This window comes from Alphaproteobacteria bacterium (assembly GCA_030680745.1).
Classification (GTDB): domain Bacteria; phylum Pseudomonadota; class Alphaproteobacteria; order JAUXUR01; family JAUXUR01; genus JAUXUR01.
This window is the reverse complement of the sequence record JAUXUR010000038.1, coordinates 42,877-65,302: the sequence shown is the minus strand read 5'-3', so window position 1 is coordinate 65,302 and position 22,426 is coordinate 42,877. Positions and strand designations below refer to the sequence as shown.

17 protein-coding genes and 1 tRNA gene are annotated in these 22,426 nt (G+C 36.4%); 13 read left to right on the top strand and 5 right to left on the bottom strand.

All coding sequences use genetic code 11. From position 1 onward, the window contains the following. Positions 1–44 precede the first annotated feature (44 nt). Entirely contained in the window at positions 45–593 is a 549-nt protein-coding gene (gene hslV / locus Q8L85_03555; protein ID MDP1723756.1) for an ATP-dependent protease subunit HslV, read from the top strand. Between the two features lie 168 nt (positions 594–761). Continuing rightward, complete coding sequence (gene hslU / locus Q8L85_03550; protein MDP1723755.1) at positions 762–2,075, top strand: ATP-dependent protease ATPase subunit HslU; 1,314 nt, start codon at positions 762–764, stop codon at positions 2,073–2,075. A gap of 63 nt (positions 2,076–2,138) precedes the next feature. On the opposite strand, the gene Q8L85_03545 is transcribed toward hslU, so the two are convergent. Continuing rightward, positions 2,139–2,876, bottom strand: coding sequence for a hypothetical protein (locus Q8L85_03545; GenBank protein ID MDP1723754.1), 738 nt, complete (start codon positions 2,874–2,876; stop codon positions 2,139–2,141). Between the two features lie 173 nt (positions 2,877–3,049). On the opposite strand from Q8L85_03545, the gene Q8L85_03540 reads away from it, so the two are divergent. The 11 genes from Q8L85_03540 (at position 3,050) to Q8L85_03490 (ending at position 16,334) form a co-directional block, all read left to right on the top strand. Continuing rightward, on the top strand, positions 3,050–4,504 hold the full coding sequence (locus Q8L85_03540) for an NAD(P)/FAD-dependent oxidoreductase (GenBank protein MDP1723753.1): 1,455 nt from the start codon (positions 3,050–3,052) through the stop codon (positions 4,502–4,504). Positions 4,505–4,754: 250 nt separating this feature from the next. After that, positions 4,755–4,952 (top strand): 50S ribosomal protein L35, encoded by a 198-nt coding sequence (gene rpmI / locus Q8L85_03535; protein ID MDP1723752.1) that lies wholly within the window; start codon positions 4,755–4,757, stop codon positions 4,950–4,952. An 11-nt stretch (positions 4,953–4,963) separates the two neighbouring features. Then, positions 4,964–5,320, top strand: a complete 357-nt coding sequence (gene rplT, locus Q8L85_03530; protein MDP1723751.1) for a 50S ribosomal protein L20 — start codon at positions 4,964–4,966, stop codon at positions 5,318–5,320. A 183-nt stretch (positions 5,321–5,503) separates the two neighbouring features. Then, positions 5,504–6,157 carry an NUDIX hydrolase gene (locus Q8L85_03525; protein MDP1723750.1) on the top strand — a complete coding sequence of 218 codons (654 nt, stop codon included), beginning with the start codon at positions 5,504–5,506 and terminating at the stop codon, positions 6,155–6,157. Between the two features lie 173 nt (positions 6,158–6,330). Then, positions 6,331–6,993: an NUDIX hydrolase gene (locus Q8L85_03520; GenBank protein MDP1723749.1), complete on the top strand. Its 663-nt coding sequence runs from the start codon at positions 6,331–6,333 to the stop codon at positions 6,991–6,993. A gap of 509 nt (positions 6,994–7,502) precedes the next feature. Next, entirely contained in the window at positions 7,503–9,629 is a 2,127-nt protein-coding gene (gene scpA / locus Q8L85_03515; protein ID MDP1723748.1) for a methylmalonyl-CoA mutase, read from the top strand. A 59-nt stretch (positions 9,630–9,688) separates the two neighbouring features. Further along, the gene (locus Q8L85_03510; protein MDP1723747.1) at positions 9,689–10,231 is read left to right on the top strand and encodes a hypothetical protein; all 543 of its coding nucleotides are present in this window, start codon (positions 9,689–9,691) and stop codon (positions 10,229–10,231) included. 376 nt (positions 10,232–10,607) lie between these two features. Next, the gene (locus Q8L85_03505) at positions 10,608–12,446 is read left to right on the top strand and encodes an ABC transporter ATP-binding protein/permease (protein ID MDP1723746.1); all 1,839 of its coding nucleotides are present in this window, start codon (positions 10,608–10,610) and stop codon (positions 12,444–12,446) included. Beyond that, positions 12,443–13,411, top strand: a complete 969-nt coding sequence (locus Q8L85_03500; protein ID MDP1723745.1) for a methylmalonyl Co-A mutase-associated GTPase MeaB — start codon at positions 12,443–12,445, stop codon at positions 13,409–13,411. The genes Q8L85_03505 and Q8L85_03500 overlap by 4 nt, the downstream gene beginning before the upstream one ends. A gap of 75 nt (positions 13,412–13,486) precedes the next feature. Next, positions 13,487–13,576, top strand: a tRNA-Ser gene (locus Q8L85_03495). Between the two features lie 319 nt (positions 13,577–13,895). Then, positions 13,896–16,334 carry a hypothetical protein gene (locus tag Q8L85_03490; GenBank protein MDP1723744.1) on the top strand — a complete coding sequence of 813 codons (2,439 nt, stop codon included), beginning with the start codon at positions 13,896–13,898 and terminating at the stop codon, positions 16,332–16,334. Positions 16,335–16,730: 396 nt separating this feature from the next. Here Q8L85_03490 and pelG read toward each other — a convergent pair whose 3' ends face one another. The 4 genes from pelG to Q8L85_03470 all read right to left on the bottom strand — a co-directional run bounded on the left by pelG (position 16,731) and on the right by Q8L85_03470 (position 22,424). Then, complete coding sequence (gene pelG, locus Q8L85_03485) at positions 16,731–18,143, bottom strand: exopolysaccharide Pel transporter PelG (protein ID MDP1723743.1); 1,413 nt, start codon at positions 18,141–18,143, stop codon at positions 16,731–16,733. A gap of 22 nt (positions 18,144–18,165) precedes the next feature. Next, positions 18,166–19,656 carry a GT4 family glycosyltransferase PelF gene (gene pelF / locus Q8L85_03480; GenBank protein MDP1723742.1) on the bottom strand — a complete coding sequence of 497 codons (1,491 nt, stop codon included), beginning with the start codon at positions 19,654–19,656 and terminating at the stop codon, positions 18,166–18,168. Beyond that, positions 19,653–20,819 (bottom strand): hypothetical protein, encoded by a 1,167-nt coding sequence (locus Q8L85_03475; protein MDP1723741.1) that lies wholly within the window; start codon positions 20,817–20,819, stop codon positions 19,653–19,655. Before Q8L85_03475 ends, pelF begins: the two co-directional genes overlap by 4 nt. 210 nt (positions 20,820–21,029) lie before the next feature. Then, positions 21,030–22,424: a GAF domain-containing protein gene (locus Q8L85_03470; protein ID MDP1723740.1), complete on the bottom strand. Its 1,395-nt coding sequence runs from the start codon at positions 22,422–22,424 to the stop codon at positions 21,030–21,032. Between the last annotated feature and the right edge of the window lie 2 nt (positions 22,425–22,426).

Below are 22,426 nucleotides of genomic sequence, written 5' to 3'. Positions count from 1 at the left end.
GCGGTCAGTATTTAAAAGGCCCCTCTTAAAAAGGATAAAACGCGATGCAACATCAAAACCCGCATCAATGGTATGGTACAACGATCGTCAGTGTTCGAAAGGGCAATGAAGTTGTTATTGCAGGCGATGGTCAAGTAAGTCTTGGTAATACAATTATTAAAGCGACCGCTAAAAAAGTCAGACGTCTTTCGAATGGGTCTGTTATTGCTGGTTTTGCAGGCGCAACAGCTGATGCTTTTACGCTTTTTGAACGGTTAGAAGCGAAACTTGAAAAATATCCAGGTCAATTGTTACGCGCTTCTGTCGAGCTAGCTAAAGATTGGCGTACAGATCGTTATTTGCGTAAATTAGAAGCGATGATGGCAGTGGTCGATAAACATGCATCTCTTATCCTAACGGGAAATGGTGATGTGCTTGAGCCCGATGATGGATTGATTGGTATTGGTTCCGGTGGTGCTTTTGCTTTATCGGCAGCGCGTGCCATGGTCGATGTTGAAGGATTAGACGCTGAAACAATTGCGCGCAAATCGATTTCAATTGCAGCAGATATTTGTGTATATACAAATTCAAACATGACCGTCGAAAAATTATAACTTTCCATCCTATGGGTAAATTCGTCGTCAGGACTACGCTTCCGGTACTCATGTACAAAGAGGTACACTCTGTTCCGGTTCTCGTCCTTCCTAGACTTTGCCACATAATATGGAAAGTTAATCTACATAATTCGTTAGAAAAACCACTTTTAAGAAAGGTAATTAATGATGAGTTCATTTAGCCCCCGTGAGATTGTTTCAGAATTAGATCGTTACATTATTGGTCAACAAGATGCAAAACGAGCTGTCGCCGTTGCACTTCGTAATCGCTGGCGCCGTCAACAATTGCCGGACAATTTAAAAGAAGAAGTATTGCCTAAAAATATTTTGATGATTGGGTCAACGGGTGTTGGTAAAACAGAAATAGCAAGACGTCTTGCTAAATTAGCGCAAGCACCTTTTATAAAGGTTGAGGCAACAAAATTTACAGAAGTTGGTTATGTAGGTCGTGATGTTGATCAAATCATTCGTGATTTGGTTGAGATATCCCTACATCAAACAAAACTTAGAATGCGTGAAGATGTACAAGCCAAAGCCGGACAACATGTTGAAGACAGATTATTGCAAGTCTTGGTAGGTAAGCAAGCAAGTGATGAAACACGTCAACGTTTCAAAGAAAAGCTTCGTGATGGTTCGTTAGAAGATAAAGAAATTGATATTGAGCTTTCTGACAATGGTTCTCAGGGTATGGCAAGTTTTGATATACCAGGGATGCCAGGTGCACAAATGGGCATGATCAATATGAGCGAAATGTTTGGCAAAGCCTTCGGTGGCACCAAAACAAAATTGCGTAAACTTCGTGTAAGTGAAGCACGGACGATTTTGATGGATGAAGAATGTGATAAATTGCTTGATCAAGATGATGTTACACGCCAATGTATATTCAGTGTTGAGCAAAATGGGATTGTTTTTCTTGATGAAATTGACAAAATTTGCGCACGTTCTGAACGTCAAGGTGCAGATGTAAGTCGTGAAGGTGTCCAGCGTGATTTGTTGCCGCTTATTGAAGGTACAACCGTATCGACAAAATATGGCCCGGTCAAAACAGATCATATTCTGTTTATAGCATCAGGCGCGTTTCATTTGTCTAAACCTTCAGATTTATTACCAGAACTTCAAGGACGTTTGCCGATTCGCGTTGAGTTAAAATCCTTAACGGCAGCCGATTTCAAACGCATTTTGTTGGAACCCGAAGCGAGTCTTATTCGTCAATATAAAGCGCTTTTAGCAACAGAAAAAGTGACGTTGGATTTTACCGATGAAGCGATTGATGAAATAGCATCCCTTGCTGAAGAAATAAATCTAAGTGTTGAAAATATCGGTGCAAGACGTTTGCATACAGTGTTAGAACGTTTACTTGAGGAAATAAGTTTTGAAGCCAATGATAAGCCAGGTGCTTCCATTACTGTAGATCTTGATCTTGTGAAAGAGCGCGTTTCAAGTCTGAAGCATAAGGCAGATTTAACCAAGTTTATATTATAGTGATAGTTGGTCCCATCATTGCACGTATTATTTCGTGATCGGTGGGACCAATGTTAATATGTTTTAATATTTTCTGTTTATAATTTTTTTATAAATATCTTGGGCAAGTTTTTGTGCATCTTTGTTATATGTTTCATTGGAAGCAACAAATGAATAAATGAGTGCGTACATTAATTTGTTGGGTTCTTGGCTTACTGGTTCTTCATTCTTGAAATACATTTCAGCCAAATGTGCTTTGGCCATATGTCGTTCGGATAAGTCATTACTTTCTAACAATATTTTATTTAAATAAGAAAATTTAATCTGTAAATTTATTGTATTGTTGTTAATGCAATTTGGATAAGGTTGGATTTCGTTAAAACAATTGGATTCTTTTTTTACTTTTTTTGATTCTTTTTTGTCTTCTGTAGGGTTATGTTTTCTTTTTTTAAGATTTGGTTTTTCTTTTTTAATTGCAGGAAAAATAATCAATGAATGATCATTATTTATAAGTTGAATATTGCTGGGTAATTCAAAAGAACTTTCATTGGGTGTTATAACTAGATAATAAGGATTGTCATTTTCATTAAACATTGTGTGTGTTTCAAATAGATTTTCAGATTTTGAAGACTCGTTCTCTGAAATAATCACACCATTGGTGTCATTTGTGAGTCTAGCATTTAACACGTAAGGTATTGTAAAGCTTGTAATATCGTCTAATATAATTGAGTGTATGACATTTTCATCGGAAATAATCATTGCTGCGTTAAGTGGTTGTAAAAGTATTCCATAGATTGCCATTAAGTATGATATCTTTTTCATTTCATGTCCTGATAATTAATTTAATTTTATAATAAGCTAGTTAAGCAAAATGTGCACAAAAGTCAACAAAAAACACGATGTTGTTTAAATATATATGATTTTATATGTATTTATTATTTCAAATTTCATTGTTTTGTGATAGTATCTATATTATTTTTATAAGAGGTTATCAAATGTTTAAAAAATCTATCTTACTCCTTGCCTTAAGTTTTTGTATAAATACATCGTTAATTGCTGAAAAAATAGTAATTTTGGGTGGTGGCCTTTCGGGTCTTACGACAGCTTATGAACTTATTAAAAATGATGTACATAAAGAGCATGAGATTGTTCTTTTTGAAGGTCGTGATCGATTGGGTGGTCGTGTTCATACGCATTATTTTGATGAGGGTCAAAATAGTTTCTATGAAGAAGGTGGTACTTTTATTGATAAAGATCATAAACAAATTAAGAAACTTGCAAAAGAATTAAAAATTAAGCTCAAAAAAAATTCCTTTGTAGATAAAGATGTTTTTGTTGTTGATGAGCAAAAATTCATAAAAACAAAAGATGCGTATTATATTGTAGATATGCTTGTGAATTTTTTAGATGTATTTAAAAAAAGAAATATAAATTGGGCTCATTATAATGCTCAAACAATGCAGTTAGAGTATGTAAAAGCAGACGATTATTTAAATGGCTTGGATGAAGTTACAAAAAAATTTCTTGTAACATATTATTTCGATGAAGTAGGTTTGGATTTAAACAATATGCCTGCTACTGCGTTATATTGGATTAATGAGGATTTAAAAGAAATTAAGCAGCTTTTAGAGCTAAAAAAAAGAAAAATAAAAAGAACATTTTTAAGTGGTCTCGCCAATAAATTTGCTTATCGTTATAGCGTAAAAGGTGGTATGTCACAATTGATTAATGCGCTTGAAAACGCAATTAATGATAAGGTTACAATAAATCTTAATTCGAAAATAGTTTCTATCAAAAAAGAAGACACTATGTATAGATTGGATTTTGAAAATGGGGAAGAATGTATAGCGGATCGTATCATTGTAACATTACCTTTTTCAACTCTACGTCATGTAAATTTGGTTGATGTTCCACTTACTGATTTGCAGCGCCTTGCAATTCAAACACTTCCTTATGGGCAGCATATTAAAGTAGGGATTCCTCTTGATGCAAACAAGGATATTGCCAATGATTTACTTTATTATGTTAATTTAGACCATCAATTCATTAGTTGGGCTGGGCAAAATGCAATGACTTTTTTTCTGGGATCAAGTAAAAGTCAAGAATATGCGCAAGATGATGTTAATAAACTTGTTGATGATTTAATGCCAGGACTTCAATCTAAATATGAATATATAAAAAATTTTGGTGCGCCTACAATTAAAAATTGGGTAACAGATCCATTTGCATTGGGAACTTATTCAGGCCGTTCCTCGGAATGTAATATAGTTGTTTTTAATCCAAGCGAAACAATTCGTGATATTTACGTGTTTGCTGAGCCCACTATTGATAATAGATTTTTCCTAGCAGGAGAACATATTATGGCCGATGGCAGTGCAGGTCACATGGAAGGTGCAGTACGTTCAGGAAAGATTGCGTCAGGACTTTTGTTAGTGAATCTTTTAAAGTAAAGTAAGATTTTCTTGCTACTACATGCAAAAAAAGGTATAAAGTAAGATCTACTATACCCAAATAGTTTTAAAATGTGGGTAGTCAGATAAGTGGTGAGACACGCGCGGCGTATTCTTCATACGTGAGCGGGATGAATCCCGAAATTTGACGCCCTCCACATTTGGAAAGAATTGGGTAGTGTCGTGCTATGGCGTAAGGACATGCCTGGCCGATATTTTTTCAACCTTTAACGTATTGAAGGATTTAGAAATGTCCAAATTAAAAACGAAAAGCAGTGCCAAAAAGCGCTTTAGCTTTACAGCAACCGGCAAAGCACGCGGCGCTCAAGCAGGTAAAAGACATAATATGCGCAAACGTTCAAACGATATGTTGCGCGATTCACGTGGTACGCGGATTCTTGCAGATGCAGAAACAGCCCGTGTTCGTAAATATTTACCCTACGCTTGAGGAGATCATAAATGGCCCGTATTAAAAGAGGCGTGACCTCCAGAGCCCGTCATAAAAAAGTCCTAAAACTTACTAAAGGTTTTCGTGATAGAAATAGTAGTTGCTACCGCGTAGCGCTTGAGAAACTTGAAAAATCTTGGCAATATGCGTATCGCGACAGACGTAATAAGAAACGTGAATTTCGTGGTCTTTGGATTCAGCGTATCAATGCTGCAGTCCGTGAACATGGCCTAACCTATTCACTTTTCATTCATGCGCTTAAAGTTGCTGGTATCACAATGGATCGTAAAGTCTTATCCGACATTGCTATTCGTGACCCACAAGCTTTTGCAGGAATTGTCAACCAAGCTAAATCAGCCGTTGCTTAATTATCTGTAATTACTGCTTTTAAAAGGCCTCCTTTCGGGGGCCTTTTTTTTTATCAAAAATAATTTAAAAATAGCATAAAAATAAGTTGATTTTTTTGAAATAATCATGTATGAAGTAATGATAAAGTAATGTTTATGTTTTAAACTTACGTTATATTGTAAAATCTTTAAAAGAGGTAACTTATGAAGAAAATAATGTACTTAATGGGAATTTTAATTAGTTTTCCACTTTTTGCTGTTCAATTGCAATGTGCCAAGGGACCAGTTGAACGGGCTGGGATGATTTTGGTTAAAGTTTATCCAGACGGTGTACCTTGTGTTCTTGTTGGAAAAGATATAAGACAGGGTTATATAAATTTTCCAGCTGGTGAATGTGATTTAAGCGATCAATATTCATTTAAGGCAGCTGCACGCGAAACAATGGAAGAAACAGGAAATGCATTGCATTTTAGTTCTAAAGATGTAAGTGAAATGGATTACATTTATTCAAATCGTCATAAAATTGAGCTTTTTATACATCGTGATGATAATTTGAGTGTTAACATATTAACAGCTTCAGTTGCTGCAGCACAATCCAACCCAGCTTTAGGTCGTGAATATAAAGAAGTAGATCAATATTATGCTATTCCTATTCAAAATTTGCTAGATGTAGCAAAAGGAATTCAAAATGCTGGCTATCCTTCATCACAAAATATATCAGCGCAAGGATTAAATGCAATTAAGTCAAAAAATGGACATAATTTAGTGTTTGAATCGCATTATATTGCTGCTATTGCGCAAGATTATGCAAATGCTAAAAATATTTTTGAAAAACTTACAGGTCAAATATTTCAATAAAATTATGAATGATGTCATAACGAAAGTTGCGGTATCCAGTTTTTTAAAGGGCCTCTTTTCGGAGGTCTTTTTTTTATCTTAAAATAAAATATATTGACCTATTAATGCGAGATGCGTATTAATTATTGTGTAAGCAATACTTACAATATTAATAATTTTTAAACGAGGTAATTATGAAGAAAATAATATATTTAATCAGTGCGTTGATTAGCTTTCCACTTTCAGCCGTCACATTATCAACGCCTGCAGGGAAGCCTGTTGAGCGTGCAGGCATGATTTTAATTAAAGATTACAATGGAACGCCTTGTGTTCTTGTTGGAAAAAGTAAGCATATCACAAGTGCTAAGGTCGTGAACTTTCCTGCTGGCGTTTGTGATGCAGGTGATACATATACGTCGCGAACAGCTGCACGTGAAGCAAAAGAAGAAACGGGTGGTTTGTTAACATATAAATCTTCGAAAATTCGTAATATGCCTTATGTTTATGCAAATAAACATCAGCTTTTTGTAAAGAAAACAAAAGCTTCTGTTACAGCGTTAACACAAGCAGTGCGTGCAGCACAATTGAATCCATCTTTAGGTCATGCGTATAAAGAAATTGATCAATATTATGCGATACCTGTTCAAAATTTACTTAATGCGGCAAAAGCTGTTAATGGGTCACGTGTAAATGGTCGAATTAATCAGTCAGCCATCGTGCGAAATGGATTGAATAAAATTAAATCACGCAATGGGTATGATTTAGTGTTTGAATCGCATTATCTTTCTACAATTGCTAAAGATTACAAGAATGCTAAAAACATTTTTGAAAGCCTTACAGGCAAAAAATTCTCATAAAGTTCATAACTTCAAATCCCTCCTACGTCCCGCGATCAAGTCGCGGGCATATCATTACCCATAAGTGTTTCAAGTTATTGATATTTATTATTTATTTTCGGATAGTTCGATTCAATTTATGAGGGAATTTTTAAATTTATGTTCAAAATTTTCTCTACTCCCATTGTTTCCCTGGACAGGCGAGAAGCAAAGCTTCGAGTAGGATCCAGGGTCCAGATTAAAATGCATGCTCGTAAGAGCATGTCTTTGTTTTTTAAACATTTAGCATGATCTTCGATCATAATTATTTCTGGGCCCTGGATCCGCATTCGAGCCCTTTGGGCTCTCATTGGTCCAGGGAAACAGCTGGGGTGGACGTTGAGAACTACGAGTTGCCATACTTATGGGTAATGATATGGCCACGGGAAGTAGGAGGTTTTTCGTGTTTTCAAATTATTCGACTATATCTACGCTTTTACTCTTTTCTTAATTCCTTGTATACTCATCAAAGTTAATAAGAAGGAGAGAAAATGCCAGATTTTAAAAAATGGGCAAACTTAGCCCAAAAAGAAATCAAGATTGAGGCAGATCCTCTCGATTCACATGTGACGCCTGAAAATATTACGTTGCAAAGGCTTTACACGCGCAACGATTTAGAAAATATTGAATGGCTTGATTCTTATCCGGGTATTTTTCCGTATGTGCGCGGTGTCAAAGCCACTATGTATTCACAGCAACCTTGGACGATTCGTCAATATGCTGGCTTTTCAACGGCCGAAGAAAGCAATTCTTTTTATAAAGAATGTTTAAAGCACGGTCAAAAAGGCCTATCCATTGCGTTTGATTTGCCTACGCATCGTGGTTATGATTCGGATCATCCGCGTGTACAAGGCGATGTTGGGAAAGCGGGCGTTGCAATTGACTCAATTCTGGATATGAAGATCTTATTTAAAGACATTCCATTGGATCAAATGAGTGTATCCATGACCATGAATGGGGCTGTGCTCCCTGTTTTAGCTGCCTATATCGTGGCGGCAGAAGAGCAAGGTATAAAGAAAGACCAATTAACAGGTACAATTCAAAACGATATTTTAAAAGAATTTATGGTGCGTAACACCTATATTTATCCACCTATGCCAAGCATGCGTATTGTATCTGATATTATGGCTTATACAGCGGAATATATGCCTAAATTTAATTCAATTTCGATTTCTGGCTATCATATGCATGAAGCAGGGGCTACTGCCGTGCAAGAGCTTGCCTTCACGATTGCCGACGGCATTGAATATGCAAAAGCTGCTCAAAATCGCGGTATAGATATCGATACAATTGCGCCCCGATTTTCATTCTTTTTTGGCATTGGCATGCATTTTTTTATGGAAATTGCTAAATTGCGGGCTGCGCGTATTTTATGGGCGCAAGAAATGCAGCAATTGAATCCTAAAGATCCACGATCCTCTATTTTACGCATGCATTGTCAGACGTCAGGCGTTAGTCTCACAGCCCAAGATCCCTATAATAATATTATGCGCACAACAATTGAAGCGATGGCGGGTGTTTTAGGTGGCACGCAATCATTACATACCAATTCATTTGATGAAGCGCTTGCCTTGCCGACGCCCTTTTCAGCACGCATTGCACGTAATACGCAATTGATTTTACAGCATGAAGCGGGATTAACGCATGTTGTCGATCCTTTGGGTGGTTCCTATTACATCGAAAGCTTAACAAATAGCCTTGTGATAGAAGCACAGAAATTAATCAAAGAAATTAATGATATGGGCGGCATGACGAAAGCTGTCATTCAAGGTTATCCAAAATTATTGATCGAGGAAGCCGCCGCAAGAAAACAAGCTTTTATCGATGAAGGCAAAGATATTATTGTGGGCGTTAATAAATACAAAGTGGAAGAAGAGTCGAAAGTTGATTTGCTGAATATTAATCATCAAGATGTATTGAATACTCAATTGGAACGTCTCGCATTACTAAAAAAAGAGCGCAACCAAGTATTGGTAGATCAAACGCTTTTAGCGCTTGAAAATGGCGCTAAAGTTGAGAGCAGTAATTTGCTTGCGCTGTCTATTGAAGCCATCCGTGCGCGTGCGACCATTGGAGAGGTTTCAAATGCATTGGAGAAAGTATTTACGCGTCATAAAGCAATTATCAGAACAGCTGCGCATATTTATGGTGATGCATTGAAAGACAATAAAGAATTCCAGCACATTTTAGCCCGCGTCGTAGAATTTGAGCGTGAAGAAGGCAGACGTCCCCGAATTTTAGTCGCAAAATTAGGCCAAGATGGTCATGATCGGGGCGCTAAAATCATTGCAAGTGCATTTTCTGATATTGGTTTTGACGTGGATATGGGGCCGCTTTTTCAAACACCTGAAGAAGCTGCCCAAGATGCTATTGATCACGATGTGCATATGATTGGTGTATCCACACAAGCAGCAGGTCACAAAACACTTGTGCCGGAACTCATTGAATTGCTTAAGAAAAATGGACGAGTCGATATTTTAGTGATTTGCGGAGGCGTGATTCCACCCCAAGATTACGATTTTTTGTATCAAAAAGGGGTTAAGCTCATCTTTGGGCCTGGGACAACGATTATTGATTCGGCTTCGAAGATATTAGATCTTTTAAAGAGTAAAAAATAATATTTTAAAGTTTTTATTTATATAGTACAATTAAATTAAAAGAGAAATGGAGGAATCAAATGAAAATAATAATGGCTATTGCTTTAGTGGTTTTAGGGACATCTTTTAGTGCAAATGCTGAAAGAATGAATTTGAACCCAGAAGCTGTTGCAGCCCATATTGTGGCTTTAAATCAGCGGGCTGCAGAAAATGATACAAGGGCAGCACAAATTGCTCAACGTATTACGGAACTAAAAGCAGAAAAACTTGTAGAAGCTAGGAAAGCAGCACCAGGAAAACCGCAAGTCTCTCTAGATCGCGTTGACCCAGAAGCAGGTCCTATACATACAGCACGTCATAATGCTATTGCAGGCGAAATTTATGCTGCAACGAACGATAAAAATACAGCACAAAGAGCAGCGGATGAAGCGAGAAAGAGAATGAGAGATTTAAACAGTTACAACAAACATCATGAAAGGCTGGTTAAGCTTGACACCGATGCGAAGAATAATCCAAGAGGCATTAGTGAGCGCCCTATGCATGCGCGTGAAATTCATGCACTAGAGCAACACATACAAGACGTTAATCGTTATATCACAGAGAATAACTTACATACCCAATAATATTAGTTTGTTGGAAAAGTATAGATCGTCATTCATTTTATTGTGGTGAGTTTACGACTTTTTTATCTTTTGCTATGAAAAATAGGAGGAGTAAATGTTAAATTTTCACTCCTCTTTTTTCGTTATAATTTTTTTTTAATTAAGAGTATAGGCTCTCTATTTATTAACAGACTTATTTTAAATTTTTATTATTGAGGTTAATTAATCTGTTTCCTCAGCATTTATGTCTTTATTTATTAAAAAATAAACGAAGGATTTTTTGCCAAATCTTCCGTCATTTGTTTTATATTAGCGCGTTTTATATTTCTGTTTTTACTATCCTTTAAATCCTTGTATACTCAGGAAAGAAATTAAGATTCGGGTGTAAGGAATAAATATGAGACGATTCCCAGATGTAACTGTTGGCACAGCCCATTTTTCGACGCTTAAAACTTTTTTGGGCTATCTTTGGCCCAAAGACAATCCCAAAATTAAAACACGTGTTGTTCTTGCTTTTTCGTTTTTGTTTTTGGCAAAACTTGCTCATGTTATTGTACCTTTTGTTTATAAGGAAATCGTCGATTATTTTGCACCCGTAACAGGCGTCAAGCCTTTAGTTATTCCCGTTATTCTTATTGTGATTTATGGGCTCGTTCGTTTGTCGACATCATTTTTTACAGAATTACGTGATGTTACTTTTCGTTTTATAGAACAATGGATCACACGCTTTATGGGTTTGGCGGTTTTTAAACATCTGCACAAATTATCGTTACGTTTTCATTTGGATCGAAAGACGGGTGCTTTAAATCGCGCGATTGAACGTGGGATAAAAGGAATTGAATATTTAACTTTCTTTAGTACATTTAATATCCTGCCGACTTTATTAGAAATCATTCTTATTAGCGGCATTATAACCTTTATGTTTGGCTTTGCTTTTTCGCTCACCATCATTATTCCCTTGGTTTTATATATTATATTTACAGTTACTATTACCGAATGGCGCAATAAATTTCAGCGTGTGATGAATCAACAAGAAAATGATGCCAATGCCCATACAATTGATTCATTGTTGAACTATGAAACAGTTAAATATTTTTCGAATGAGGAAGCTGAAGAAAAACGTTTTGATGGCTTTTTAGAAAAATATCAAATTGCTGCTTTGTCTAATCAAAAATCCCTTTCAATTCTTAATTTTGGTCAAAGCGTTATTATTGTCTGTGGTATTACATTGGCGATGGTTCTCGCCAGTATTAAATTGTTAAATCAAACGATCACCATGGGTGATTTTGTGTTGATTAATACGTATTTATTCCAGCTTTATATTCCATTGAATTTTTTGGGGACAGCCTATCGAACAATTAAACAATCTTTGGTTAATCTTGAAGAAATGACATCATTGCTTCAAGTCTCGCAAGAAATAAAAGATCGCGATAATGCAATTGATTTGCCACCTTTAGGGGGTGAAATTAAATTTGAAAATGTATCTTTTCATTATGATCCAGACCGCGCGATTCTTAAAAATATTTCGTTTACGCTTCCTAAAGGTCAGACAATTGCGATTGTGGGCCCCAGTGGTGCGGGTAAATCAACGATTTCAAGGCTTATATTTCGATTTTATGATGTGACACAAGGATCTATTAAAATTGATGGGCAGGATATTCGTGATTTATCACAAAAATCTTTACGAAAAGCTATAGGAATTGTGCCACAAGATACTGTTTTATTTAATGATTCTATTTATTATAATATTGCTTACGGTAAAATTTTGGCGGATGCGTCTGAAATTCATCTTGCTGCAAAGCTTGCTCATATTGATCAATTTATTGAATCTTTGCCTCAAAAATATCAAACAATGGTGGGTGAACGAGGGTTAAAATTATCTGGTGGTGAAAAACAACGTGTAGCAATTGCGCGCGTTATTTTAAAAAACCCGATGATTCTTCTTTTTGATGAAGCAACTTCAGCGCTTGATTCAAAAACTGAAAAGGAAATTCAACATAATTTGAAAGAAATTTCAAAAGATAGAACAACATTGATTATAGCGCATCGTTTATCAACAATTATTGATGCTGATAAAATTATTGTACTTGATCACGGAGAAATTATTGAAGAAGGCACGCATCAAGAATTATTAGCCCTAGGTGGTCTATATGCAACGATGTGGGCAAGACAACAAGAATCATCAGGATTACGTGAAAAATTACAGGAAGTTGAGCAGGAAAGTCCGCTTGCATGATAGATCTGGATTCATTCATTCAGAAACTAAGATCATTTGATCGTGCTGGGATTGCACAAGCGATTACGCTTATTGAATCAAACAAAGAATCTGATCAAGATTTAGCAGATATCCTTTTTCAAAAGCTTTTACCAATTAAATCTGCATCTTATATTATAGGTGTTACGGGCGCACCAGGCGTTGGAAAATCTTGTTTTATAGATGTTTTTGGATCAAAATTGGCGGTACTCAACAAAAAAATCGCAATTCTTACCTATGATCCAAGTTCGATCCTTAGCGGAGGGTCATTATTGGGTGATAAAACGCGCATGATGCATTTGTCACAGCATAAAAATGTGTTTATTCGCCCATCACCATCTAAATCAACTTTAGGTGGATTAGGGCCTAAAACATTTGAAACCCTTCAATTATTTCAAGCACTTGGGTTTGATTATATTATCATTGAATCAGTGGGTGTTGGCCAATCTGAAATTGATTTAGCGTCTTTAGTTGATTGTTTTATTTTGCTTTTGGCCCCAGGGGGAGGGGATGATTTACAAGGTTTAAAAAAAGGCATTTTAGAATTTTGTGATATTTTATTGGTTAATAAAGCGGATCAGTCATTACGCGAAATGGCCGAACAAACGTTGCATGATTATACGTATGTTGCGAAAGCAAAAAAAATACCATTGCATCTTATTTCGGCTTTAGAGAATCAAGGAATTGATGACGTTATTGATATCATCAAACAGCAAAAACCAAAAAATCAAAAAAAACAAAAAGATTTTATTCGACATATTTTATTGGCGCAGATGATGGATTGTTTGGATAAAAAAATAAGTGACGATGATGTGCTTTCTAATGTGTTTAATAAGTATATTTTGTCTATTGAAAAAAACGCATTAACGCCACATCAGGTATTGAAAGATTTTTTGCCTAAAGTTATTGAATCATTGGGTATCATGAAGAAAAATAACTTGTCGTAAATTTTTCTTAAGAAATAATCAGTTTTAATCAAAAAAGGCTGGTCAAGCTGATTGTTTTTATGGTATAAAAATCTCGGATGGATGGCCGAGCGGTTGAAGGCACCGGTCTTGAAAACCGGCAGAGGTTTGCGCTTCTCGTGGGTTCGAATCCCACTCCATCCGCCAGTAAAAATATTTGTCACGTTATATACGTAAAGAAAATTACACAGTTCATAGTGCAAAAGACAAGAATAATATTCCCAAAAGATCGTAAGAAGCGTTTAATGTAATAAATTATGAATTGATAGTTCTTTGATTGATTGTATTGTTTTTTTAATAATTATCAGTGTGTTGTATTTTTCAAGCTGTTGGGGTCATGAAGTTTGAGATTTGTAATGTTTGAATGTTTTAAATATAAAGTTTACATTCCACTTATTCATCATCTGTTTTGTTATTCGTATACAAAAAAATTGGTCAAATATAGACTGAATTGGAGTTCAATTTAATGCAAAAAGATAATTCAATCGTTTCTCCAAGGGAGATCGACGAGATCACTTTAGCGCAAAAAAGCAATATAAAGCCTTTGTCTGGGAAGAGTGATGAAGCTTTAACGCGTGATTTTGGTTTGTCTAGGCATTCTAGGCTTGGATTTGCTATTGCTTTATTTCTTTCTGGTTGCGCTGCGCTTGCGTATCAAGTGGCTTGGCAACGCGCTTTGACTCAAATCATTGGCTCTGATGCCATTTCAATGGTTCTTGTTGTTACGATTTTCATGATTTGTCTTGGTGTTGGTTCGGAATTGGCGAAATTTCTGGTTGCCCGATCAGAAAGGCAAGCTTTAATATTATATATTCTTATTGAAACTGGGGTTGGTATTTATGGTGTTTTTTCAATTCCTTTATTGCGCACTGCTAATTTCGTCATGGGAGGTGGAGACTCTTTAGTCTTTGACTTTATGTTGAACTTGATATTGCTTGCTATACCTATTATTGGAATGGGGCTAACAACACCGTTAATTGTACATATAGCTAAGCAAAAACTACAAAATATCGGACGTACTGCAGGTGCACTTTATAGTTGGAATATAGCAGGTGCTGCAATTGGAGCTGTGTTAACAGGTTTAGTTTTTATGGAAGCGACTGGACTCATTGGAACAACACGCATAGCCGCAGCGCTTAATTTTGTTGCAGCTTTAATTGCGTTTGGGGCTCTTGCATCAACAAAAAAACATTCTAGTGCAAATGTGGCTCCCAAACTCGTGAAGACTTCTATTCCTTTGGGAGCCGCTACAGCGGCTGTGCTTTTTGGTTTTGGAACGCTTGCTATTCAGATGATATTTTTTCGTATTTTGTCTAGCTATTTGACGTTATCTACTATTGTATTTCCTGTTATGCTTTGCTCTTATCTTTGCTTGATGGCTTTTGGGCAGTGGGTTGGTGGACAATTAGCAGATAGGTATCATGATCGTCTTCCTTCGGTAGTTGTTTGTTTGTTTGCAATTGGAGCAATTTTATTTCTTGCAGCTCTTCGCTTTCCACCTGATTGGGCAGCACCATTACAAGCTTTACGGTTTTCTAGTTTTAATGGCCAGCTTATCGCTGCTGATTACCCTCAACTTGTTGGTGATCCTTCTCCTATAGTAGTATTTCTTTTTTCTTTGTTTTTAATGATAGCTGTTGTGCCTTGGTCTGGTCTCTTTCCTGTTATGTTTCGTCTTATTACCACTAGAGTCGAAGAGGCCGGAAATCGTTTTGCAAGAATGTATACTCTATATACGGTGGGTAATGTAGCAGGTGCCTTTCTTTGTGGTATATTATTCTTGTCTTTTTTTGGTACTGGTGGTAGCGCAACGGCTACTGTGTTGTTGGTTGGACTTGGGTGTTTTGTTTTGCTGCTGTCTAAGCGCATTTCTTATCAAATATCACGCTACACTTGGGGGATTTTTGTTTTAGGGACCACTACGGCAATATTGATGCCTCAAGATTATTATAAGACATTCAAGTTAGGTGGTTATTCGGTAACTGATGTTTTTGAGGGACGAACTGGAGTTGCAACAGTGGTGCCTACGTCACGCTTTTATACTATTATTGATATTAATCGGACGGCATCTGCGTCGGCATTGAATGCAGATCCAGTTCCTTCTGATATGTATCAAGCATGGCGCTGGAATCATACCGATCTTATGGCTTTAGATCCTACTTTTCGTCCAAAGACAATTCTTGTGATTGGAATTGGGCATGCATATTTAATCGATGCTATGCTAGATTTATCATTTGTAGAGAAGATTACAGTTGTTGATATTTCTTCTGAAATAGTAGAGGCTGTTAAAAAATATACTAAGAATTCTTCAAAGCGAATATTCAATGACCCGCGGGTTGAAATTGTGGTTGCAGATGGCCGACGCTATATTCAGTCCGCGATAAAACGGGGAGATAACTATGATCTTATTCAGAATAAAATCAATGAACCTTGGCATGCTGGGGGTGGGAATCTTTTCACTGAAGAGTTTTTCCGTGAGGAAAAAAAACTACTTAATTCAGGAGGGTATCTAAGTACGCGTCCATTAACGGGGCATCTTACAGATGGGTTGAAGATTTTTGGTAATGCGCTTTGGGCAGGTTATTATCACATGTATTTTAAGAATGGGCCTATTATCGAAGCAAGTTCAGCAATTATAACTTCAGATATCAAAACAGCTTGGTTTGCGGATCTTCCGGGGCGAGCTGCTCAAATAACTGAGGGTAGAGATAATCTTCGGGTGGTATATTTTTCTGAACTTCCAAAAGAGTTTGCTACTGATCCGAATACTGATGATAAACCAACATTTGAGTATTACTGGCTACGTCAATTATTAGGCAATTGGATTTCACCGCGTTTAAATTTGTGGGATATAGATCTAACCAAATATATTAAAGATGTACCTGTTTTAGTAAAGAATAGTTAATAAAGATTAACCTACGGAATAATCTTTAAAATGACGTAAAAATTACCTTGTAGATTGTTTTTCATCAATCTACCGGACAATTTTTATTCTTATGCTAGAAATTTGTCTCCCAACTTTGTTTTCTGGACTCGTTGAAGCGAAGCTTCATACGCCGATTCAGGATCCAAACAAAAAAACATGCTCGCAGAGCATGTCGTTCTTTTATTAAAAGTATGTCATGATATTCGATCATGATTATTATTTGGACCCTGAATCCTCATTCGAGCCCTTTGGGCTCTCATTGGTTCAGGGAAACAGTTGAGTTGTTGACAGGGTTCGAAAAATCATATTTTTTGTTCCGTAGATTGGCATGGCATACACTTATTCATTATATGCTACATGATTTTCAAATCAAATTTACCTACCTGAAAATATCAGTACACCACGTTTACCACCTGTCGATGGATTGTTTTGGATAAAGGTTAAATAGGGTAAATCTCTTAATCGATAGATAGCAAAAATGTAAGCGCCAGACATTGATAAAAGCGTTGAAAAGAAATAGCCATAACCATAAAAAGGAAAACCTAATTTAAGGCTAATAAATGAAAATACGGCATTTGAGAGGAAAAAGAAGAATTGTAATAATAACACTTCACGTTTCACTTCAAAGTAAATAAGAATAATGAGTATGTATAAGAATATTACTTGGAAAAGTGCACCTAAAACACCAATACGGAACATACCAATCTGAAGATAGTTCATGCGCAAAGCATCGATTAAATAAGGCGAAATAATAATTGTAATAATTGAGCAAGCGGCCTGTAATACAAAAAGATTTTTAGAATTTGTTTTGAGTACGCTTATGATTTCTTTATGGTTTTCTTTGATTTTAAAAAACGAACAATGTTTGATGATGTCTCGGTAATACGCAACATATTTTTCAAAAAAATTAGCTTCTAAAATCACGGTAAAGATAGAAATAGCAGGAATAATAGAAATATAGGCTAAAAACATTGCGCTGTCATAACCAGGATAAGCGATTAGATTATTGTCATAACGACGATGCTCTGGTGCGAACCACATAATCCATTTATCAACCCATGCACCTGCATTATAAAGAAAAATACCTAAGCCTAAATCCCAGTGTTTTTTAAAATAACCAAAATAGTTCTCTGGTATTCTAAAATGATAAGGATATTCAGCAAATATTTTGGTCGCAATGACGAATTGAATAAGGGCAAGTCCAATGGAAAAACCAAAAAGCATTCCATGGGCACCATAAGGGCCTGCTAAGTACCATGCGCCTAAAAAGGAAACAAGCATGCCAACAGCAAAAACAACTGAAATTGTAACGTAATCTTTAAGCGCTGTTAAAAAGACGCCAACAACAGCAATACCGCCCATTAAGCAAAAATTAATCACGGATAATAAAGCATAATCACTTGTCATTTTGGCATAACCAAAATAAAGCGGAACAGCAATGAGTGCACAAGCACCATAAACAAGTAAAAGTGATAGAAGAAGCACGCCAGGAATATCATCAACTTTTTTATCGTAGATACGATCAGATGTATATCGTGTTGCAATCACAGCGACGGGGCTTGAGACAAGAATAGCAAAGCAATTGTTATAAACGACAACAAGTCGAAAATTTTCGATTGCATCTACAGAGGATACCATTGTGCCGACAAGGTTTATTCCAAAAAGACAGATAACAGTGAAAAGCCAAGGGCCGGCCGCCGCAAAAGCTGAATAGCCAAAAGCTTGAACGACACCATTAATATCATCTTTTTGGACGAGTTTTCGAAGTGCAAAACCAATTCCAGCCATGTGTTCCTCCCTTTAGGGGTCTTTATGATTTAAGACGATATTGATCGTATAGGCTTCGATATTGTCGGTCGATATCTACTTTATTGTAATAAAGTCTAACGCGTTCTTTTATAGCGATCCTTGCAGTTTGCATAAGATGCTCATCTGTTAACAATTTATAAATAGCATGTGCAGCGTCAAGTGGATTGGAGAGTGACACAATGGCGCCGCCTGCGCCAAGATTGGGCTGCTCATTATCTCGGCCATAAATCATTTCACGGCAAGCACCAACATCTGTAGCGACAATAGGGACACCGGCTGCACCAGATTCTAGAATAACAAGGGGTTGCGCTTCTGAAATACTGGTTAAAACAATTAGGTCAATTTTACCAAGGTAATCGGTTAATTTAACGCGACCTGTAAATTTAATGCAATTGTGAAGTCCAAGCGAATCGATAAGAAGCATACATTCTTCGTAATAATCTTTATCTTCTTCAAAGGGCCCCATGATAAGCGCTTCTAAATCAGGAAGTTGACGGACAAGATTACCAACAGCACGTATATATGTTTTAATGTCTTTAATCGGCACAACGCGCCCGATAAGTGCAATAATGGGGTGATCTTGTTGGTCGCGTGGAATTGATGAAAATTTATTAAAGTCAATGCCATTGGGAATAAGGCGAGATTTTTGAGGAGGTGCACCATCTGCGATTTGAACTTGTCTGTTTCCTTCAAAAAGTGTAATAATTTCATTGCTTTGTGTATAGCATGCTTGTGCATAAGCATAAAATACATTCACCCAAATTTGATGAAGGCCATGATCTGTTTTGCCGATACCAAGACCAGATCCAGTATGATCATGCAGCCAATCAGCCATGGTGAGTTCTATGCGTCGTTCATTCGTATATATACCATGCTCGGTTAAGATAAGGGGACGTCCTGTTTCAATATGGATGCGTGCGCCTAAAATGCCGGCATAACCGGTTGCAACCGTGTGGTAAACGCTTGCCATTGGATAATCATCGATTAGAATTGAGTAAAGCCCGCCAACAAGTGCCCGCCAGGACCAAAAATAATCCAGGAAGGAACTACCAGGGACCCAATCAGAATACATTTCAGTCAGAGTATCCCACGCTTCATGTGAGTTGAGTAAAAAGTCGCTTCCTAAATGGTCTTTTAAAGGCGTAAAAACATCAACAAGTTTTTCGATTGCGTTCGTGCTTTCACCTTTTTGAAGGTTGTTTAAAAGAGGCTTTATAAAATTATAAAGTTCTTTCCCTTGTGCAATTTTAGGTGATCCTGGTTTTAGTTCTTGAAGATAGATATTTCGAAATTCAACAACATTTTGAGGCAAGTCATAACGCAATTCATGTGGGTAATTTCGGTCTGGAAGAAGTGCTACGATACCAAAATTTAGATCTGGGAATGAAAGTATCATTTCGTGAATCCAGGACGAAACACCACCTGCGACGTAAGGATAGGCACCCTCAACAAGAAAACATACATCAATGGGTTTAGCGGGTTGATAGCTCATGCAGGTTCACCTTGTAGAGTGCTAAGGTCAGGGTCGATATTGGAAGGGGTAGGCTTTATGGAATCTCCCATCCATAAGGTTATAAACTCTTTAACATTTTCTTGTAATTTAGTGAGATCAATTTTATCACGATGGTTTTGAATGAAATCTCTTAACGCGTCATACATCTTTAATTTAAAAAGACATTCAATAGTCCAAGCAAGGATTTCAGTGGTGTAAAGACCATCTTCAAGTATTTTTTTGAACCATTCATAGGCCTCTAATATTTTTCCTTGTTTTAAAAGCAATCTTCCTATGGCAAGAAGAACATGTCGATCATTATTTTTTATTTTATAGGCCTCTAAAAAATACATAAGTGATTTATTTTTTGTTTCTCTTTCGCGTTCTTTATCCATCAATCCTAAATTACCGTATTCATCAAATTGATCTGCAAGCTGGGCTGTTGATAAAAAGTTTTTGTTTTTTAAATAGTGTTCTTCTAGTTCGTGAAGTTTATTTACATATTTACGTTCAATGGCAGTAACAGCTGAAGCTGCTTGAACACGAACAACAGGATCCATATCTTTGAGTGCAATTTTGAGTGCTATTGCAAAAGAGGGATGAAAATTATGTGTGATAATTTGTATAGCTGCTTGTTTTTGTTTTGTATTGCCTTTTGAAATAATATCGATGAATGAAGAAACAGTGGCAGCTTCATCGGGTCTTTCTCGTCCTGATTTTAAATTGAGGTGAAGTTCATCAAAGGAAACAGTTATTGTATCGGGAAAAATAGACTTATACCATTCCATAAAGGACTGAGAGGATTTTTGAAAAACTACAAACATAATAACGGAAATAAAAGTACCAACGGCACCAAAAGGACCTAAAAAACAAGTGCTTAAAGTGAGCAACAAAGCAATGCGTAATCCAGAATGTTTATGATAACGTCTAATAACCCATAAAAAAAGTGCGCCAACAAGAAGAATATGACCTAACAATGTCAATAGGATGCCGATAACATCTTTGACAAGAAGGGTAAAAAGAACGCTTTCGATAATTGCTGATACAAGACCTATGAGAATAAGTTCAACTAACGCACTAAAATGGACAATATCTTGTGGACCAGATTCATCTGGTTCAGTCAGTCTAAATTTAATGGCCTCTTCGCGATATGATTCATACATTGCTTTGTCATAAGTTGTTTTTAAGATCTTCTTTTCGGCGCTTCTTTTTTCAAACCAACGAATTGTTGGGATTAAACAATTTTAGATGTAACGTTTAGGTCTTTAACATTTGAAGGATTGAGTACATCCAGCTCTTTCCAAGTATCGAGTTCGTTAAGTTTTAGAATTCGTTTTTCTTATATGAAGAAAATATACCTTCTTCATATTTTTTTAACTCAACTTCTGAACGGCGAAATTAAGATCCACATCCTTGATATCTTGCGTTTGGTTTTTCAAGAACTCTACTTTTAATTTGTCGACGACAACATTTGCGTTTTCAATGGGTGTTGCAGGTAAAAGAACAACAAAACTTTTATCTTTTTTATGACAATCAAAAGCAAGATCGATAGAACGTAAAACTTTTTCAACAGCTTTATTGATGGCTTCTGTCAGTGATGTTAATTGTTGCGATGTCAAGTTTGTTTGCTTGGGTGCTATAACCACCATCGTCATTGAAAAACCAACGCGTTTACCTAATGTACCTAAAAATTTGACAAGATAGCTCATAAAACCTTGCGATAGTAAATTACGTGTTGTATTCAAATAGCTATCACTTTGAATGGTTTGGATACGATGAATTTTACTGATTGAAACGCTAAGCCAATCACATAAAATTTTAAAATTTTCGACATTGGTAACGGTCAGTTCCAAAAAGGGAATTTGTTCAATTTTAAGCATGCCCACAACACGTCCTGCTTCTTTATCAAAAAGAGGTCCGGCGAGAACGCCTTCATTGCCCAATATTTGATGGTCTTGTGGATTTGCAACGCATAAAACGTTTTGTCTAAGAACGATGGATTGATAGAGATCATCATTAGGTCCAAAACTGGTTTTAAATTTGTCGGATTCTTGCCACCCTTCTTGTGATACGAGGGTCATTGTTTCAGGATTTTTTGCATCTTGTAGGTAAAGAGAGAATTTTTCAGGGGAGATAATATTTTTAATAAGTGATCCAATATTTTGATAAACTTCAGATTCATCCATACTTTCAACGGCTTTTGCAGATTCGTAAAGATAAATAACAGAACGCATATGCGTTGCAATGCGGTGTTCTAAGCTAAGTTTTACTTCATGAAGTCTATGATAAGCATCTGTTATTGTGTATATTTTTTCTTCTAGATCTTTTAAATTATATTCAAGCCTATCGCGCTCACGTATATGTCGCATTCGAAGTTCACCTAAAACGAGTGCAACAATAAACCATAAAACAGGTTGAACGATAATATTCGCAATATAAGCGTAAAGATCTTGGGACATTGCTTGCGCGGGTAAATTACCCAAAAGTAAAATAACAGCAGAGATCGTTGCCGTTAAAAGACCCACATTGGTACCATATTGCATGGTCATAATTAAGATGGGTAACCAGAATGGATGTGGAGACACCCCCCAAAATCGTTTGCCTTCAAAAAAAGTAAAATCTATTACTTCTAAAAGAAAGTAGAAGGCAAAAAGCTCAATATAAACAACAAGTCTAACGCCAAATAATTGCTTATCTTGAATACGGGTCAAAAGTGAAACTTTTGTTTCTTCTTGTTTTTGGGCTAATGCTCCGGCTTCTTGTGCCATTT

Bases quoted from the DNA above. Each gene is read 5' to 3' on its own strand.
- hslV (MDP1723756.1), top strand. From the start codon at position 45: ATGCAACATCAAAACCCGCATCAATGGTATGGTACAACGATCGTCAGT.
- hslU (MDP1723755.1), top strand. From the start codon at position 762: ATGAGTTCATTTAGCCCCCGTGAGATTGTTTCAGAATTAGATCGTTAC.
- Q8L85_03545 (MDP1723754.1), bottom strand. From the start codon at position 2,876: ATGAAAAAGATATCATACTTAATGGCAATCTATGGAATACTTTTACAA.
- Q8L85_03540 (MDP1723753.1), top strand. From the start codon at position 3,050: ATGTTTAAAAAATCTATCTTACTCCTTGCCTTAAGTTTTTGTATAAAT.
- rpmI (MDP1723752.1), top strand. From the start codon at position 4,755: ATGTCCAAATTAAAAACGAAAAGCAGTGCCAAAAAGCGCTTTAGCTTT.
- rplT (MDP1723751.1), top strand. From the start codon at position 4,964: ATGGCCCGTATTAAAAGAGGCGTGACCTCCAGAGCCCGTCATAAAAAA.
- Q8L85_03525 (MDP1723750.1), top strand. From the start codon at position 5,504: ATGAAGAAAATAATGTACTTAATGGGAATTTTAATTAGTTTTCCACTT.
- Q8L85_03520 (MDP1723749.1), top strand. From the start codon at position 6,331: ATGAAGAAAATAATATATTTAATCAGTGCGTTGATTAGCTTTCCACTT.
- scpA (MDP1723748.1), top strand. From the start codon at position 7,503: ATGCCAGATTTTAAAAAATGGGCAAACTTAGCCCAAAAAGAAATCAAG.
- Q8L85_03510 (MDP1723747.1), top strand. From the start codon at position 9,689: ATGAAAATAATAATGGCTATTGCTTTAGTGGTTTTAGGGACATCTTTT.
- Q8L85_03505 (MDP1723746.1), top strand. From the start codon at position 10,608: ATGAGACGATTCCCAGATGTAACTGTTGGCACAGCCCATTTTTCGACG.
- Q8L85_03500 (MDP1723745.1), top strand. From the start codon at position 12,443: ATGATAGATCTGGATTCATTCATTCAGAAACTAAGATCATTTGATCGT.
- Q8L85_03490 (MDP1723744.1), top strand. From the start codon at position 13,896: ATGCAAAAAGATAATTCAATCGTTTCTCCAAGGGAGATCGACGAGATC.
- pelG (MDP1723743.1), bottom strand. From the start codon at position 18,143: ATGGCTGGAATTGGTTTTGCACTTCGAAAACTCGTCCAAAAAGATGAT.
- pelF (MDP1723742.1), bottom strand. From the start codon at position 19,656: ATGAGCTATCAACCCGCTAAACCCATTGATGTATGTTTTCTTGTTGAG.
- Q8L85_03475 (MDP1723741.1), bottom strand. From the start codon at position 20,819: ATGTATGAATCATATCGCGAAGAGGCCATTAAATTTAGACTGACTGAA.
- Q8L85_03470 (MDP1723740.1), bottom strand. From the start codon at position 22,424: ATGGCACAAGAAGCCGGAGCATTAGCCCAAAAACAAGAAGAAACAAAA.